The sequence below is a fragment of the [Leptolyngbya] sp. PCC 7376 genome, from assembly GCF_000316605.1.
Lineage (GTDB): Bacteria > Cyanobacteriota > Cyanobacteriia > Cyanobacteriales > MRBY01 > MRBY01.
Window position 1 is genome coordinate 1,886,496 of the sequence record NC_019683.1, and the last position, 17,048, is coordinate 1,903,543.

Genomic DNA, 17,048 nt, shown 5'->3' on the forward strand with positions numbered 1-17,048 from the left:
TAGGTTATCGGGATCTCTATACAGCAACAGGAGATTCTTGCTCTTTTTGAGCCATCACACGCATAAGGTCAATCATGCGGTTTGCATAGCCCCACTCATTGTCATACCAAGCCAGAATCTTAAAGAACTGGTCATTCAATGCCATGCCAGCACCAGCATCAAAAATACTCGAATGGGCATCACTCGTGAAATCAGTGGACACTACTGCATCCTCTGTATAATCCAACACACCTTTAAGTGGACCAAACGCTTCGGTGCGCATTGCTGCACAAATCTCGGTGTAGGACGTAGGCTTTACAGTGCGGAAGGTCAAATCCACAACAGAAACATCAGGTGTTGGTACCCGCAAGGCCATACCAGTCAACTTACCTGCAAGCTGGGGAAGCACAAGAGTGACAGCTTTTGCTGCTCCAGTAGATGCCGGAATAATATTTTGTCCAGCACTCCGTCCAGAGCGGTTATCTTTAGCATTAGCCCCATCAACTGTCGGCTGCGTTGCAGTGGTGGCATGGATTGTGGTCATCAGACCTTCTGCCAGTCCAAAATGCTCATCGATCACTTTTGCAATCGGCGCTAAACAGTTTGTTGTACAGCTTGCATTGGAAACAATGCGGTCAAATTCAGGGTTGTATTGATCGTGATTCACACCAACAACATAGGTTGGAATGCGTTGAGGTTCAGTGGTTGGTGCAGAGATTAAAACACGCTTTGCTCCAGCTTCGAGGTGTTGGGAAGCGCCCACAAAATCACGGAAGCGGCCTGTCGATTCGATAACATAATCAACTTTCAACTCTGCCCAAGGCAATTCACTCGGCTTACGGATAGAGGTGCAACGGATAAACTCGCCATTTACGATAATGCCTTCTTCGTTGTACTCAACAGTCCCGGGAAAACGTCCATGGGTAGAGTCGTATTTAAGAAGGTAGGCAATTTTTTCGGGAGAAATTAAATCATTAATGCAAACAAATTTGAATTCTGGATTGTGGATTGCCGCACGGAATACGAGGCGACCAATGCGACCAAAACCATTAATGGCGACTTGGAAGGATGACATATCTATTTTTGCTCCGAAAAATCTTGTCTGATAAAAAAGGATTTTGACTTTACGGGATTATTTTAGAAAGCATTTTTTAGTTCGGTTGGCTTTATCAAAGAAGTATAAAGTTACGAAAAATATTACTGGTTAGCAAAATATTCCGGAGTGTGAACTTTATTGAAATAGGTGATGTTTTGCCGATAAATCAGCTTTTTTTTTGTCTTATTCCGCACAAATTCAACTTTTTTATTTACATCGCCTCATATCCCTTGAAAAATGACATGTTTCATTCATGACATTCATTTTTATTCAAGATAAAGAATTGTCAATTAATTGATGTTTTCTCGAGAGAATCTATTGTTGCTCGCGAGTACAAATACTCAATTAAGTTTAGATATTTCTAAGATGGCGATCGCCAATTCGATTTCAACGTTTAAAAAAAGGAATTTATCTAGAAAAAACATTCTATTTTATGGCTATAAATACATGCTGAGTTTGTCTTCGAGGTCAATGATTTGGATAGGTTTACTGATATAGTCATCGGCTCCAGCGGCTAAACACCGTTCGCGATCGCCCGTCATTGCCAAGGCAGTAATGATTACCACCGGAATTTTTTGCCATTGCGGTGACTGCTTAATTGTTTTCGTTAAGGTCAACCCATCAACGTGGGGCAGCTGAATATCCATCAAAATCAGATCCGGCAGGCGATCATCACCATCTGCCTGCAATCGATCTAACATCTGCTGACCATCATCAATAATCTCAACCTGATAATCATGTAAGCCTAAAATCTCAGTGATTAACGTCTGATTAAACGGCTTATCCTCAACAACTAAAATGAATTTCTGTTCTGGCTTTAGACGCGTTTTATCTTCTTCAGTGGCTGCTGTCACCAACGGTTGCGGCACTCTAGTTGGCAAAACCATTTCACCTTCAGCTGGAGACAACGTCAACGGTAACCACACTCGAAAACAACTGCCTTGATCCACTATCGATTCGACAGAAGCCTCACCGCCATGCAGTTCTGCTAAACGCTTCGTCAATGCTAACCCCAGACCGGTGCCATCGTACTGACGTGTTAATTTTCCGTCAATCTGAAAGAAAGGTTGGAACAGCTTAATTTGTGCCTCAAGGCTAATACCGATGCCTGTATCTGCTACTTCTAACCGTAAATAAGGGGTGCTCCCTTCAATCACGCTCGAATCGAGACGCTTCTCCTGCAACAACTCTTCGCCATAGGCTAACCGTGCAGAGAGAGAAATATTGCCTTTTTTAGGAGTGAATTTAACGGCATTCGAGAGCAGATTAATTAAAATTTGCTGGACTTTACGGCGATCACAATAAACATGATCCACTTGAAACGAGACATCTAAGGTTAGCTGAATTTTTTTAGCCTTTGCCCGAGGCTGGATCATCGTCAAACATTCTTGGCAGAGCTCAATAATATTCACGGAACTAATATTTAGCTCCGTTTTACCCGCTTCAATTTTCGAGAGATCCAAAATATCGTTAATCAAAGCCAATAGATGCTGACCACTTTTTTCGATGGTGTCGATATAACTGCGTTGACGGTCATCGAGCTGCTGCTCCGCTTGACGACGAAGCAAATCAGAAAAACCAATCACACTATTTAAAGGAGTCCGTAGCTCGTGGGACATCGAAGCAAGAAATTCAGATTTTAGCCGGGAGACTTTTTCTAATTCTTGATTGGTACGTTTTAGTTGTTCTTGAGACTGGGCACGCTCAATAGCAGCGCCTAAAATTTGGCAGGCCGCAATTAGAACATTTTGTAGTGGCGCTTCTTTAAGCGGAGCATCTGTGCGTGACTCTAGGGTAAGTACGGCTAAAATCAAGCCTTTTTGATCTTTAATTGGAAACATACCAAGGCTGCCAATCTTCGGATAGCGAAAGGCTTCTACTGCATCTGGGTGATTGGCATAGTCATCAACAAAATATGGTTCTCCTGTTTCAACGACTTTCCATAAGAGACCTTCTCCATAAGGAATCCCTGCATCGAGGCAACCAGTCATATCGGCGATCACCGCTTCACCATAGGTCGCAATAAACTCCGAAGACATACCATTGGTGAGCATATTGGCTCGGCGGCGATCGCCTTGCCCAGAGATTAATTTAATATCCCCAAAAGCCGCCCCCATATTATCTACAAGATATTTGAGCGCATATTTTCCAATATCTTTAACGCTCGTAACACTCTGTAGACGTTCAGCTAACCCTAATAGAAAACTAAGGCGCCGAATTTCTTGATCTTGGGATGACATAAAAGGGGACTATGCTCACCAAAAGGCAAGACATAGAACTTGAAATGAATGAATTGCAATCTTGATGACATTGTAAGGGGGATGACAACATGGGTCATCTGCCATCAACTAAGTCACTGCTCATCACTCATGAATAGTGGAATGGCAGCTAAAGATCCGGATAGGACAAAGAATTAGCTACGCAAAGTTATCTGAGAATGCCAGAACTGCTTGTAGGATGAAGGTGAACCTTTCTTTCCTCATGGATTCTATGGGCAACATCGCCACCCTTCGCGATCAATGGCGAAATCACTGTCAGAATACCGACACCTCTCAACTGGGGCAGGTGGACTGTACCTTGATTGTGGATTGGCTCTTAGGAGCAGAAGCGTCAGAGAAAGAGGCTTTACCCGCGGAAAAATGGTTGCTTTTCGAGAAAGGGATTGCCTATCGTTACCGTGTACTCACCAAGTATTTAGCCCTGCGACCAAGCCAACGTTTTGGTCGGTTGCTACGTCGTCTGAGCCAAGTAGTCACCCTACGGCAGCAAATTCAAACTTGGATTTCTCTTAGTCGCGATCGCCGCCGTACCGTTTACGATGTGCTAGAAGAAGTGATCCAAGAAATGTTGCAGCGGGATCGATATCTGCGACAAGAATTAGAATGGCTCCGGACTTGTAATCCTCCTCGTAGCTTACAGGAAGCCTTTCTCTGCACCGCCATAGAAGAATATTGTTTGCGCCCGATTCAAAATCAACCGTTAATTAGCTATCGCTTCGTAAATCTCATGCGCCGTTATCAACGGTCTGGCATGACCAATGTTCCAGCCAAGCAAAGTTTAAAATTGCTCTCCACTGAGCTGGAACTGAAAAATAGCGAGCAAACCATCAATCTCCTCGACAATGAGGCGATCGCCCGCCATCAGACAAAGGATGAGATTTGGCAACAAGATTTTCTACGCCAAGCCGTGATGGATAATTTTTTGGCATACCTCAAAGAGAAGATGAAAAAAGATCCCCTTGCAGTGCCATGGCTAGAACTATATCTACAGGGGAAATCCCAGGAGGCGATCGCCGAAATTCTCAATATCCCAATCCAGAAAAGCTACCGTCTGAGAGACAAAGTTAAATACCACGCCATCCATAACTTCGCGATTAAAACTCAGCCCGATCTCGTTGCCGCATGGTTGCAAACGACCCTAACTGAACACCAACTTGGCCTCACTCGCCAACAATGGCAAACGCTGCAAGAGCAACTAACCCCAGAACAGCAAGAGATTTTAGATATATTTCAACAAACTTCCACCCGCCAAACCTCACCAACCGAGCTAGACTGTAAGTCTAAATCGCTCCTTCAAGAATGGAGTAAGATCTACCTAGCTGCCCAGAAAATAAGAGGCTGAGGCATCATCCTTGCATTAATGCACATTTGACGATGGCAGAATCACTACAAATCCCAATCGAACCCTTTAGTTGGTCTGATCTAAATTTAGAACAGACATTCCGACTAGTCGACAAATATATTCCGATCCAAGTCTGCCTCGCTCATAGTTTGATCCCCCTTAAATTTCACAACCACTGCCTCACCCTCGGCATTGTGGATCCTGCAAATCCGAATATACACCAGATTATTAAAAAACTGTCAGACCGTAAAAACCTCAAACTGACAGCCCAAAAGCTCGATAACAAAACCTTCCAACTCCTTCTCTCTTCCTATCACAACTACCATCAGATAAATAATTCCGAAGAGAAGTCAGACAACAATCAATCTGCCGCAAATTCCAACAACAATTTTGCCAACTCTGTTTCTAATAACGGAGTCTCTAAATCTGCGATCAGTGGCGAATCACCTGTCGCTAGCGCAAATGATCCCTTTGTCGTACCTCCCTTGGGACAAGGTTCAGTCTCGAAACGCCTGTCAAAAGAGGATCAGCCCACAACAATTTTTGATGAAGACCCAGCAAAACTACACGAGCAGATGATGGGGAACGGCGGCGATCGCCCGACCCTCAACAACACAAAAAAATCCAACGAAGATAGCCTCAGCATCCCTTCCGTCCATGTGCCCTCTGCCCCTGTGCAACTGCGCGAAGTCGAAAACGATATCCCTCAAAATGGCTTATCACATGCCTATAATCGCCTCAATATAACACCCAGATACCTTGATAAAACTCTAGATAGTCTTGTGAATCTCCCAGCAAAACAACTCTGGCAAGAAGTGCTCGGACGTATACTATCCAAAGGCATTGGGCGACTCTATTTTGAAAATCACGCCGATGAAGGACGAATTCTTCTCAGCGAAAGCGGTGTGATGAAGGAAGCGATGTATGGCTTACCAATTAAAACGTTTTACGGCATTTTAAATGAATTTAAACGGCTAGCTCATATTCCTCCGATGCCTGTGCTTAAAGCAAAAAAAGCAGAGATGGAGCAGTACTATCTCGATGAAAGAATTTTGCTACGCCTAACCATCATGCCAGGCAAACATGGCGACGAAGGCACATTACAAGTTTTGCGAGGTCAAGCCTTAGTCTTCCACCAACAAAAACAAATGGACGACCAGGGCCATGAGGCTCTCCAGATTGCCCAGCAACTTGAACGTAAGTTACGCCATATTTATCTCCGTAGCCAAATTAATCCTTCTCCTCTCACTGCCCTACCAGAACTTCTCGCTGCCTGCGATCGCCTCAAAGCCCAATTAGAAAATATTAATAGAGGCTAAAAAGCTCGCTGATCATTTTGGATCAGTGAGCTTTTTGTTGGAAGAATACTAGCCGAAATCAAGAGCTGTTAGGAGAATTTGGGTGGTTGCACAGAAGAAGTTTGTTGTGGTGCGGAAATCGGCGCAGCAGCAATCAATTTCTCCAAATCAACACCTTCAACAAGGGGCGTATACCCAAGCCAACGGTGGGATAATTCTGCAAATTGCTCAGGACAGCCACTCACTGCAAACTGAGTTGGCAAAGGAGGACTAGTATTTTTCCAACCCATTAACTCCAATTCCTGTTCCGTTGCTTTCACTACATATTCTGCGGGATCAACACACACAACATGATTAGGCAAAATACTCTTAAAGACACCTGCAAGATGACGATAGTGGGTACAACCAAGCACTAAGGTATCAATATTTTTATCAATTAGCGGCTGTAAATATTGGCGAGCGACTCGTTTAGTGTGGGGGTCATTAATGCGATTGGCCTCAATAAGAGGGACAAAATCTGGACAGGCCATCTGCCAAACTTCTGCTTCTGGATCAACTTCTTGGATCGCATTTTTATAGGCGTTGCTGTTAACCGTTGCTTGGGTTGCAATAATACCAATGCGTTTGCCTTTTTTGACAGCGCCCTTGGCACCCGGCAGAATCAAACCGAGGACAGGCGTTTTAAATTCTGAGCGGATAATATCGAGGGCAACAGCAGAGCTGGTATTGCAAGCCATTACTACCATTTTGACGCCCTGGGCTTCCATCCAAGTCAAGATTTCACGCACATATTGGATCAATTCTTCAGGAGAACGATTTCCATAGGGCAGTCGCGCCGTATCGGCAAAGTAAATAATTGATTCTTTGGGAAGTTGATGATACAACGCCCGCAGCACAGTAATACCACCAAGACCGCTATCAAATATCCCGATCGGAAGCGTTTTTGAATTGCCCATAGATTAAAGTACTCACACCAATTTAATTAAACAAAGATTAGCGTAGTTTCTGAACTCTGCGTCAATCTTTGGTTTGGAGTTGTTGATTTAATCTGACTCTTCGCTATTAGAGGTTGTTGGTCTGGATATATTCTAAAATTCCATCGGCGATCGCCTTAGCCATACGACTGCGGAAGGCTGGACTACTAAGATTGGGGGCATCTTCTCGGCCAGTGACAAATCCGACTTCGACGAGAACGGAGGGCATTGCAGTGTGGCGTAAAACATAAAAACGAGCTGTTCTCACACCGCGATCACGCATCCGAATTTGACCAAGAATATTGCGATGGATCGTTTGGGCTAATTTTTTACCGGACTGATAATAGTAGACTTCTAGACCATTAACTTCAGGACGACTCAAGCTAATGGCGTTGGCATGGATACTGACAAATAAATCGGCATTGGCATTATTTGCAAGCTGGGTACGACCAGCAAGACTAACAAAATAGTCGGTATCTCGCGTCATGCGTACACCTACACCATTTTCTTGCAAAATTTGGGCTACTTCCTGGGAAATTGGCAAAATCACCCTTTTTTCTTGTAGCCCACCAATCCCCACAGCACCAGGGTCTTTACCGCCGTGGCCGGGGTCAATCATGACGACGACACTGCTGCGCGGCGGATTAAAGGCTGGTGGATTGTCTGTATTTTGGGCTGGGGGCACAAACACGGGGTTATTCGCATTGTTATCGAAGTTCCGTAGGCGGTTGAGTTCGAGGGCAAGGAAGCGATCGCCAGGCTGATTCAACTCGCCAATTTGCACACCGAGAGCTGGTTCAATTTGAATTAAAACGCTGGTGCTGGTTTCCTGACGCATAGAAATGCGTGACACAGGGCTTGTCGCACTCAATTCTGGGCCACGAACAGGTTGAGCAAGTTCTGCATTTTCGACACGGATCTGGTAAACGCCATCGTTACGATTCCAGCCGCCCGATGCTTGGAGGCGATCACTTCCCCGCACCACTAATTGCGAGCCATTATTTGCTAGCTCCACTGATTCAACTGTCGCCAATTCCTCGGAAGAGGTTTGGACCGTTTGTTCTGGTACGGTTACAGATCTTGTGCCTGAACCACTGAGATTTGTGGTACCACCAACGGGGAAAAAGACTAAGCCACCACCGCCATAGGAACTATACAGTGCACGCCATTCGGGGCTATTGTCATCGAGTTCAAGAGAAATCTTTGCTTCGTTATTACGGGATTGTTCAAAGGTGATTTTATCGACTCTATATCGATTTACTGACACCGTCTGACCCAGTAAGTCTTGGGGCAGCTGCAAATCCTTGAGCGTGAATTCGAGGCGATCGCCATCCTGTTCTGTTTCGATTTTGCCTTCCGTCGTGCCGTCAAGACTTAAATAAAATCCCCCTTGGGTAACTTGGAAGCGATCGCCAAAAAAACTATCTTCTACCTGTGCCGTTGTGGTTGTCGTTTGGCCACCAGTGACAGACTGAGGAGTTTGGGTAGAAGTAATGCGTTGCGGTTCTGGCAGACTAACTGTCCAATCACTCGGCGATCGCCCTTCAAACTTAATCGCACTCGGATCAAGCGTATAACCCGGCTCCAGCTCCACAACTAAGCGGGCTGTATCCGGTGTAAATTGACCCAAACGAATTGTCCGAATTTTGCCGCCATAACTACGGTTAAGTAGCGGACGAGCTAACGTTGTGCCCGGTAAATCGATCACCAAGCGACTCGGATCTGGAATGAGCTGAGCTTGCGGTTGCACACCCGAATTTGTCCGAAATTGTAGTTCACGACGCTGCTCATTAAACTCCCAAAAAATCAGTTGACCAGCCCAAGCTGGGAGCTGCCATGCCGAAAGGGTGAGCAATGTTAAGCAGAACCAAAAGAATTTCACGATCAAAAAATCCTCTGATGAGAATAGGAAAAAATTAAAAACAGTTTAGGAGTGAGGATCATCCTCAGCTTGTCCAAGGGACGCAGCGACTATCTGATATGTTTCAGAGTCTCATCGCGACATCCCATTGTATCTTTCCTTATCCTTGGTTGGATTCGGCGACAGCTTCTGGCTCTTTAAAAGCTACGCGGAGTAGCGGTGGTGCAACAAAAGTTGTCAAGATTACCATCATAATAATTGCCGCTTCGGTAGATTCTGAAAGGGCGCCACTGGCAGAGCCAACCCCAGCAAAAACGAGGCCCACTTCACCCCGGGGAATCATGCCAACACCAATAGCAATTTTGTTGAGCTTGTCTTGACCAAAGACGGTAAAACCAGTAATCACCTTACCAACGATCGCCACAACAATTAAAAATGCGGCAATGACAAGACCTTCACGGTTAGAAGGTACAGCAGGGTTTAATACACTTAAATCTGTTTTCGCACCGACACAGACAAAGAAAATTGGGACAAACAAATCAGCGATCGGTAAAACTTGCTCTTCTAATTCACCTCGTTTACTCGTTTCCGCCAAAATCAGACCTGCAGCAAACGCACCTAAAATTGCTTCGAGCTGAATCACTGTAGCGATATAAGACAACACAAACGCGAACACAATCGAAACAGTGAGTAGTTGACCTCGCGTTTTCATCCCATCCACAAGGCTGACAAACAAAGGACTCAACAAACGTCCCACAATAATGGCGCCAATAAGAAATGTACCCGCGCTCACGATTAACCAAATTGTACTGACAATCTCGACTTCACCCGTTTTAGCCAAACTTGCAACAACGGCTAAAACGATAATGCCAAGGACATCGTCTAGTACCGCCGCACCAATAATAATTTGACCTTCTTTTGTCGCCAGCTGACCCAATTCCGCCAACACCTTCGCCGTAATCCCAATACTGGTTGCCGTTAATGCTGCCCCTGCAAAAATTGCGGGAATCGTATTAATTCCAAAAAGCAAGACTAGACCGGCTGTACCTGCGGCGAAGGGTGCGACAACCCCAACTACTGCGACCACTGCTGCCTGTGGCCCAACTTTGATCAACTCCTGTAAATCGGATTCTAGTCCAATTTCAAACAAGAGAATAATCACACCCAATTCTGCTAAAACCGAAATTATTTCACTCTGGGTAGAAAATAAAGCTGGAGCTGCATCTGGACTTAAACCAGCAGTCATCTCCAAAAATTTCATCAACAAAGAATCGGAAGCTTGCACACCTCCCTCAGGAAACACGAGTAATCCAAAGGCTGAAATACCAACAAGCACACCACCGACAAGTTCTCCTAAAACTGGCGGCAGGTTAATACGAGCACATAATTCTCCGCCGACTTTACTCGCGAAATAAATAATCACCAAACTGAGCAAGACTGAGGCCAGAACCATTGACGGCTCGACGGCTTCCCCTGCCGGGGCATTGAGGAGAAAAGATTGAAAATACGGCATAAATTTATGAGGTGTAACAACGAGCGATAGTGAGCCAACAGGAATTCTAGCTCTATTGTGAATCTGCGAGGTTGCAGGGTCAGTAGCTTTGGCTGCTATTTATCAATTAAAGGCCTTACTGCCAAAGCATTCACAATAATTTAACAAACTGCTGGGGCATTCTAGGGTTTAAATCTAATGGATTTGTCCTGAAACTACGGCGATCGCCCTGTCTATGGAAATAGTTCATCTGTTATTTCCGGTGCAGTTATGTCTGAACCTTTGCTATTAGCGGCGAGTCTATTGAGTGGCGAGACAACGGTGGGAGCGGCTCCTCAGACCAAACCCATAACCGATCCTTGGCAAATGGTTGACCAGATGGGGTTACTTGATCAACAACGAGTACAAGGTTATCAGCAACGATCACAGCCTCTCGCTCAGCGCGCTTCAGTGACTCAGCCAGAAGTTAGCAGCAAATACTCATCCCAGATTAAAGGTAGTAGCCCTCAAGCATTTACAAAGGTGGCTCAGCCTTCCACACCCAAACGTAATCCGGTTGCCTATCAACGCTATTCCAGTAATCCAGCCAATAATACGCCTCAAACATTTACAGTTAAATCCACCAGTGTTCGACCGATCCAATCCACCACAAATCAAAATCCTTGGCCATCCACAAGTAATACCAACACTAGTCGCCGACCCAGCTCCAATCCACAATTATTTAGCCAGCGGGTTAATGCCTTAAAAGCAGGTCAACTTTACACCAGACTGAAGGGCAATAGCTTTGAAACCGCTTGGGCAGGGGCAAGACAACAACCAACTCACCAAGAGTGGCAAAATCTCCTCCAACAAGAAGCAAAGTCTGTCGCCACTGGTCAAGGAAATAATCGTTTAGGTGTGTTGGTGGGTGACTCTTTAAGTATGTGGTTCCCAAGTGATTTATTACCAGAAGGTAAACTCTGGCTGAATCAGGGCATCTCTGGCGAAAATACTAGTCAAGTATTGCAACGTCTTAATGCTTTGGATCGCGTCCGTCCTGAAACGATTTATGTAATGGCTGGGGTAAATGATCTCAAACAAGGGGCTTCGGATGCAACGGTTCTCAATAATACTCGTGCGATTATCCGCCGCCTACGATATCAACATCCCTACGCAACCATCGTTCTCCAATCCCTTCTGCCAACGCGCATGGCTTATCTCTCTCCGGATCGGGCTATACGATTAAATAACAAATTACAGGCGATCGCCGGCGAAGAGAATGCAGGATACCTCAATCTCCACGCACTGTTTGTCGATCAAGAAGGAAAAATGCGACAAGACCTCAGTACCGATGGTCTCCATCTAAATCGCCAAGGCTACAAAGTTTGGCAGCAAGCCATGCAACAAGCTGAAAAGTGGGTTGCGAAAGCGAGCTAAGCAAGTTCACTCACAAAAAGAAACTTTCTGAAAGAACCGTCATCATTACATCAAGATAAGAAGGACGATGCTTCCAGAAAGTTATTCAGTTACTAACTTTTATGGATTGTGATTTAGCCAAAAATCTTAAGCGAGATTACGAGAAGCCATTTTCTCGAGATTGAGCTGAGTATCATGCAACAGCTTATGCAAACTATCAGTTGCGGGCTCAAGGTTTGGTGTTAAATCTTTCGCTTGAAGGGACATGTGCAATTGTAGTTCGGCGACGTAGCTGCTCATATCCTCGGAAAAGGGTGCATCAGCTTGAGTTGCGGAGGAAGAAGGAATTGCCATTACTTTTTGCGTTTAAACCTAAAACTCGATTGGTAAGAAAATATCACGCCCATTAAGGAAATCTCGCAGGAAGAAATGAAACGCAATATTTCTCAACGACAGCTTATAAAACTTATCTTCAATCGTTAAAAGTCTTAGGATGCCGTAGCAACATCGGTTTCTAGCAGCTCTCGAAAACGAATTTCGTCTTTATGGGGATCTGCTTGGCTCACTTTAACTTCAAGGCGATCGCCCAAAGTAACGGGACGCTCAAAACGGTGGGGTAATTCTAAGCCTAATTCCTCTAAGAGAAGCACACCTAATTTTTCATCCTCTCGAAGCCAACGTAGAACCATCCCTTGCCAAACTTGATCTGCATTACGACGCAAATATTCTAGGCTCCAATAGCGATTCGTTTGTCGTTCCACAAGCCCTGCTTCCTTGCTGGATGTGACAACACTAAACAAAATCTCCTGGAGCTCTTCCGAAGAAAAAGGTAGTTCATCACCCCGGAGGTGAGCTTTAATCTGAAAATGCGCCAGTAAATCAGTATAGCGACGAATTGGCGAAGTCACTTGAATATAAGAGTCTAGACCGAGACTTGCATGGCGTACAGGATTTGTCCCCATTTCGCCGCGAGGCATACAACGACGTACAGCACAGGCTCGCACAGGCCCTGCAGGAAGCAATAATAGCTCTTGATCTGAAGGGAGTTCGGGCTGTGGTTGACCTCGAAATGGCAAAGGTAAATTGTGCTCAACGCCATATTTTCCAGCAACTTCACCCGCCAAGATCATCATTTCTGCAACTAGTTCGCGCGAAATAGAGGCTTCTAAAACTTCAATGGTGACATCTTCGTCTTTGACCTTAATTGATGCTTCGGGCATCTTAATTTTGATCGAGCCCTGGGAATTTCGCCAAGCGGCACGTTGTTTAGAAAAGTCAGCTAGTAGGGCAATTTCTGGTTCGGCCTGAATCCCAAGATGCAACATTTCATCGACATCATCATAGGTCAGACGATAGGTTGGCTTCACCCAACTGGGATGGATACTATAGTCGGCGATCGCCCCCTCTTCCGTAAGCAAAACCCCAAAACTCAGGGCGGCACACACTTGACCCTGAATCAAACTCATCGGCCCAGTTGCCAGCTCCACAGGAAACATCGAGATCATACCTGTGGGCAGATAAAGACTTGTACTGCGACGGCGAGCTTCTAGATCTAGATCATCATTCGGCGAAAGTAGCCGAGTTGGATCTGCAATGTGAATCCACACCTTATGACCACCATCTGGCAAAGCCTCTACACTCAGGCCATCATCGATTTCAGAGGTACTCTCATCGTCAATTGTGTAGGTTTTGAGGTGGGATAAATCAAGGCGATGCGCTTCATCGGCATCATCAAGGGGAGATGAGAAACGAGAGTCAGCCACATCGAGTACCTTTTGAGAAAATCTGGGGGAATAACCGCTGCGATGAAGATGGAGGTTTTCGTGACGACTCCACCATCCTAAACTGACGAGAAGCTCAAATGTTTTGTCTGTTGTCTGTGATCGCCCTAAAAGTTGGAGTAATTCTTGTGCCGCCTTAGTGGACTGATCTGGGTACAAAATAAACCGCTCTAAAGTCTCTAGGCGTTGGCGATCGCCTTCTTCCCATTCAACTGTTTCACCATCGGCTGCCTGCTTCACCTTTTCAATAAAAGCTAGCTTTTCAGCCTCTTTTTGCGCTTCGACTTCGAGCTGATGTTGTATTTCCCTAACCTGTGATTCGGGGCGCGGATCGTAGCGATCACCCTTACGCTTAAAAAATATTTTGTCCTCTGCCAACATCACATGGGAGGCATAACATTGATGGGGTGTTTGCTCAGAGAAAAGCAACTGTGCCATCGATTCTGGCGTTGCACTTTCTTCCATTTCCGTGAGCAATTCCCAGGCAATCTCTAACCCAGATGGGTCAAGAAAGCTTTCACACACTTTTAAAAATGCTGGGATATCAGTCGAAAGATATGGGGAACCAGCCACGGTATATTCAACCCGTTGAGGCCTAAGCTTATGGGATTGCCCCTTCGCATCCACAACAATCCAATCTTTTTTGCCTTCTGGACGTTCAGCGACGGCAAGTAACCGTTCACCTTGTAACCTGAATTCAATCAGCTGTCCCTGTTCCACCAGTTTTATTGCCTTAATCTAGCTGTGACAAAAAAATAATTAATACTGTAATCATCTGCGGCTAATCGTCGACTCACTACATTTTCCGTGAGTCAACGCAATTTAGCTGAGCGAGCTTTAACCTTCTTTGTTAATGAAAGGCAATAAAGCAACCATACGAGCACGCTTAATAGCTCTGTTCATATCACGCTGCTGACGCGCTGTGAGACCAGTGATACGACGGGGAAGAATCTTGCCGCGCTCAGTGATGAACTTGCGGAGTAGCTCCACATCTTTGTAGTCGATGGGTTGGCTGGGAGGAATAGGGGATAAACGCTTGCGATAGTAAGCCATGTGTTTTCAGATATATCTTTAAAAATAAAGGGGACTAAATGTAACAAAACTGCTTACCGAAGTAAACAACTTTTGCCATTGTTCGCTGAAATTTAGGAAATAAAGTCAATTATAAAATTGAATTATTTGATTTCTTTATGAACTGTGTGAGTGTTGCAGTGGGGACAGAACTTCTTGATTTCGAGTCGTCCAGTAGTGTTACGACGGTTCTTGCTAGTGGTGTAGCGGTTAACGCCGTTGGATCGCTTATTGGTATTAGTGCGACATTCTGTGCATTCCACGGTGATGGTAATGCGTACGCCTTTCTTACTTGCCATGATTTCGTTTTTCTAGTTAGCGGTGCAAATCGTTAGAGTTTACACACAAATTTCTATCTTTGCATATTGTCCCGCAGCTCTGCAACAATTTCTTTTATTCTCAAATCTAAGGAAAATCCTCGTTGGGTTTGGATGATGTAGGTCTCGGCAATGCGGTCATGAAATGCTTGGTTAAATTCTTCATCGGCGATCGCCACCAAACAGCAAGCAAGTAGCGGGGAAACCAAAATCAACATCGAGATCGGATTGGCAAAATTAATTTGCAGACCATACATAGCCAGCATTGCAAGCCCACCTAAAATACCTTCGCGTTTACTGAGGCTCACGAGTTCGGGAATACGATAGCTAATATCGATCACTTTAATATCGAAAGCCCAACTGCCAACACTCTGGCCTTGATTACGCTCAACAAGACCTACCCGTAATGCAAACCATGCGGCAAGGAAGAAAAGCCATTGCAGAGCAGGCCCGGCCAATCCACTTAAAATCCAAGCGCAGAGAAAATCCACAAAAAATGCCCAAAAGCGCCTGTCTAAGGGGACTTTTGGGAAACGGCGTACGGGTCGATAATCTTGATAGTCGTCTTCGTCATACATTGGCGTGGTGGTGGGGCGATCGCAAATTTTTTACTCAGCTTGACCTTTATTGTAAGCGGTTCGGGAAAAGCCAAGAGGAGAGACTAATCTCTGACGGGATAGGATTGCCAGCCTAATGGAATTTTCTTCAGCGATCGCCAAGTTTTACCTTCCGTTTGTCGTTGTAAATAAAGCTCAAACGGATTTTTGGGGCGACGCTTCGTTTGGCTTGGAAACTCTAGTTCCAAATCATATGTTCCTTGCACATGGTAAACAGGCAAACGTTTTAGAAAAAAAGAATCAAGCTGGTCAACCTGAATATTTTTTAATTGAAGGGTGGGAGGAGATGCCGAAATAGAGTCACTGAGCTTACGATAATGCTGCCGTAATTCTCCTTGCATCGCTTGTTGGATAACGGTGCCATCAGGGGCAAATTCTCTCGGTGCACTTCCTGCATGACAACCTGTTAGGACAAAGCAGTTTAGAACGATTAAGCTCATGCAAAGTCTAATTAGGAAGCGTTGAAGCATTGGGTGATCGCCAAACATATTTATTAGCTTATTTCTTTCTATCAGCTTAACGAGGGGCAGCAAACAAACACGATTAGAAGCTAGACATCAACATCAGCTCACCCAAGTTAAAAAAAAATACTGATTATTAGATGTTCTCTAGATAATATAGGGAGAGGGTCGAATAACCCTAGGACGTTTGACGCGGCGATCGCCAATAGGATTTGCATCACACAACGTGAATATCGACCAGCCTACCAAGACCAATACAGCATTCACCGTAAGATTTTGGGGGGTGCGTGGACAAGTACCCACACCAGGGCGAGAAACGTATCGTTTTGGTGGTAATACCCCTTGTTTAGAAATCAATGCTGGCGACCAACGTTTCATTTTTGATGGCGGCACAGGCTTACGGATGCTTGGCAATGCGCTCCTGGCACAAATGCCTATCGAAGCCCATCTCTTTTTCACCCATGCAAACTGGGATCGTATTCAAGGTTTTCCCTTTTTCGTCCCCGCATTTATCCCCATTAACCACTTTCACATTTACGGAACAAAGACCCCAGAAGGCAGAACCTTTGAAGATAGTCTTTCCAAGCAAATGCACGGGCCTAATTTTCCAGTCCCGATTCAGGTTATGGGCGCAAAATTAGAATTCCACTCTCTCAAAGCTGGCGATGAATTCATCTTCGAATCAGCCAGGATAAAAAGTGCTTTAGTTCATAATCAGCACCAAGCCCTCGGATTTCGCATTAGCTACGGTAATCAAACAATTGTTTGTGCTACCGATAGCGATATTCAAGATGCCGAAAATCGTAGCTCTTTAGAAAAGCTTGCCCAGAATGCAGACCTGCTTATCCTAAATACTCCTGTTTCCCATCCTAATCACCAAGACATTCAACAATGGCAACCTTTACTGGATTTTTCACGGGCGATCGCCGTTAAACATCTCTTGATTTCCACCCATGATCCCAACTGTGACGATCCTGAATTAGAAACCCTCGAAGCATCATTAAAAGAACATTCAGATTACCTAGAGTTCGCAAAAGAAGGCAAAGTCATCGCCCTTTCAGATTAAAGGCTTTTTTTTTTGTCGG

At 45.0% G+C, this 17,048-nt stretch carries 15 protein-coding genes; 4 read left to right on the plus strand and 11 right to left on the minus strand.

What is annotated here, in order from left to right:
- Positions 1 to 16 precede the first annotated feature (16 nt).
- Together gap and LEPTO7376_RS08315 are read right to left on the minus strand one after the other, a co-directional pair.
- Complete coding sequence (gene gap / locus LEPTO7376_RS08310; RefSeq protein ID WP_015133753.1) at positions 17 to 1,054, minus strand: type I glyceraldehyde-3-phosphate dehydrogenase; 1,038 nt, start codon at positions 1,052 to 1,054, stop codon at positions 17 to 19.
- A 458-nt stretch (positions 1,055 to 1,512) separates the two neighbouring features.
- On the minus strand, positions 1,513 to 3,315 hold the full coding sequence (locus tag LEPTO7376_RS08315) for a response regulator (RefSeq protein WP_015133754.1): 1,803 nt from the start codon (positions 3,313 to 3,315) through the stop codon (positions 1,513 to 1,515).
- 241 nt (positions 3,316 to 3,556) lie between these two features.
- On the opposite strand from LEPTO7376_RS08315, the gene LEPTO7376_RS08320 reads away from it, so the two are divergent.
- Positions 3,557 to 4,696, plus strand: a complete 1,140-nt coding sequence (locus LEPTO7376_RS08320; RefSeq protein ID WP_015133755.1) for a HetZ-related protein 2 — start codon at positions 3,557 to 3,559, stop codon at positions 4,694 to 4,696.
- 32 nt (positions 4,697 to 4,728) lie between these two features.
- Entirely contained in the window at positions 4,729 to 6,015 is a 1,287-nt protein-coding gene (locus LEPTO7376_RS23410; protein WP_015133756.1) for a hypothetical protein, read from the plus strand.
- A 68-nt stretch (positions 6,016 to 6,083) separates the two neighbouring features.
- On the opposite strand, the gene murI is transcribed toward LEPTO7376_RS23410, so the two are convergent.
- The 3 genes from murI to LEPTO7376_RS08340 all read right to left on the minus strand — a co-directional run bounded on the left by murI (position 6,084) and on the right by LEPTO7376_RS08340 (position 10,342).
- Entirely contained in the window at positions 6,084 to 6,950 is an 867-nt protein-coding gene (gene murI, locus LEPTO7376_RS08330) for a glutamate racemase (RefSeq protein ID WP_015133757.1), read from the minus strand.
- 106 nt (positions 6,951 to 7,056) lie between these two features.
- Entirely contained in the window at positions 7,057 to 8,850 is a 1,794-nt protein-coding gene (locus tag LEPTO7376_RS08335; RefSeq protein ID WP_015133758.1) for an N-acetylmuramoyl-L-alanine amidase, read from the minus strand.
- A gap of 139 nt (positions 8,851 to 8,989) precedes the next feature.
- Positions 8,990 to 10,342: a cation:proton antiporter gene (locus LEPTO7376_RS08340; RefSeq protein WP_015133759.1), complete on the minus strand. Its 1,353-nt coding sequence runs from the start codon at positions 10,340 to 10,342 to the stop codon at positions 8,990 to 8,992.
- Between the two features lie 249 nt (positions 10,343 to 10,591).
- Between LEPTO7376_RS08340 and LEPTO7376_RS08345 the strand changes: the two genes are divergently transcribed.
- Positions 10,592 to 11,737: a GDSL-type esterase/lipase family protein gene (locus tag LEPTO7376_RS08345; RefSeq protein ID WP_015133760.1), complete on the plus strand. Its 1,146-nt coding sequence runs from the start codon at positions 10,592 to 10,594 to the stop codon at positions 11,735 to 11,737.
- A gap of 126 nt (positions 11,738 to 11,863) precedes the next feature.
- Here the strand turns inward: LEPTO7376_RS08345 and LEPTO7376_RS08350 are convergent, their stop codons facing one another.
- From LEPTO7376_RS08350 to LEPTO7376_RS08370, 6 genes are all read right to left on the minus strand, one after another.
- Positions 11,864 to 12,070: a hypothetical protein gene (locus LEPTO7376_RS08350; protein ID WP_015133761.1), complete on the minus strand. Its 207-nt coding sequence runs from the start codon at positions 12,068 to 12,070 to the stop codon at positions 11,864 to 11,866.
- Positions 12,071 to 12,204: 134 nt separating this feature from the next.
- Complete coding sequence (locus LEPTO7376_RS08355) at positions 12,205 to 14,217, minus strand: ribonuclease catalytic domain-containing protein (protein WP_015133762.1); 2,013 nt, start codon at positions 14,215 to 14,217, stop codon at positions 12,205 to 12,207.
- A gap of 117 nt (positions 14,218 to 14,334) precedes the next feature.
- Entirely contained in the window at positions 14,335 to 14,550 is a 216-nt protein-coding gene (gene rpsR / locus LEPTO7376_RS08360; RefSeq protein WP_015133763.1) for a 30S ribosomal protein S18, read from the minus strand.
- Positions 14,551 to 14,672: 122 nt separating this feature from the next.
- On the minus strand, positions 14,673 to 14,867 hold the full coding sequence (gene rpmG / locus LEPTO7376_RS24580; protein ID WP_015133764.1) for a 50S ribosomal protein L33: 195 nt from the start codon (positions 14,865 to 14,867) through the stop codon (positions 14,673 to 14,675).
- A gap of 53 nt (positions 14,868 to 14,920) precedes the next feature.
- Positions 14,921 to 15,463 carry an RDD family protein gene (locus tag LEPTO7376_RS08365; RefSeq protein WP_015133765.1) on the minus strand — a complete coding sequence of 181 codons (543 nt, stop codon included), beginning with the start codon at positions 15,461 to 15,463 and terminating at the stop codon, positions 14,921 to 14,923.
- Between the two features lie 83 nt (positions 15,464 to 15,546).
- Positions 15,547 to 15,942, minus strand: coding sequence for a hypothetical protein (locus tag LEPTO7376_RS08370; protein WP_160148421.1), 396 nt, complete (start codon positions 15,940 to 15,942; stop codon positions 15,547 to 15,549).
- A 247-nt stretch (positions 15,943 to 16,189) separates the two neighbouring features.
- Between LEPTO7376_RS08370 and LEPTO7376_RS08375 the strand changes: the two genes are divergently transcribed.
- Positions 16,190 to 17,029, plus strand: a complete 840-nt coding sequence (locus LEPTO7376_RS08375; RefSeq protein WP_015133767.1) for an MBL fold metallo-hydrolase — start codon at positions 16,190 to 16,192, stop codon at positions 17,027 to 17,029.
- Positions 17,030 to 17,048: the final 19 nt, after the last annotated feature.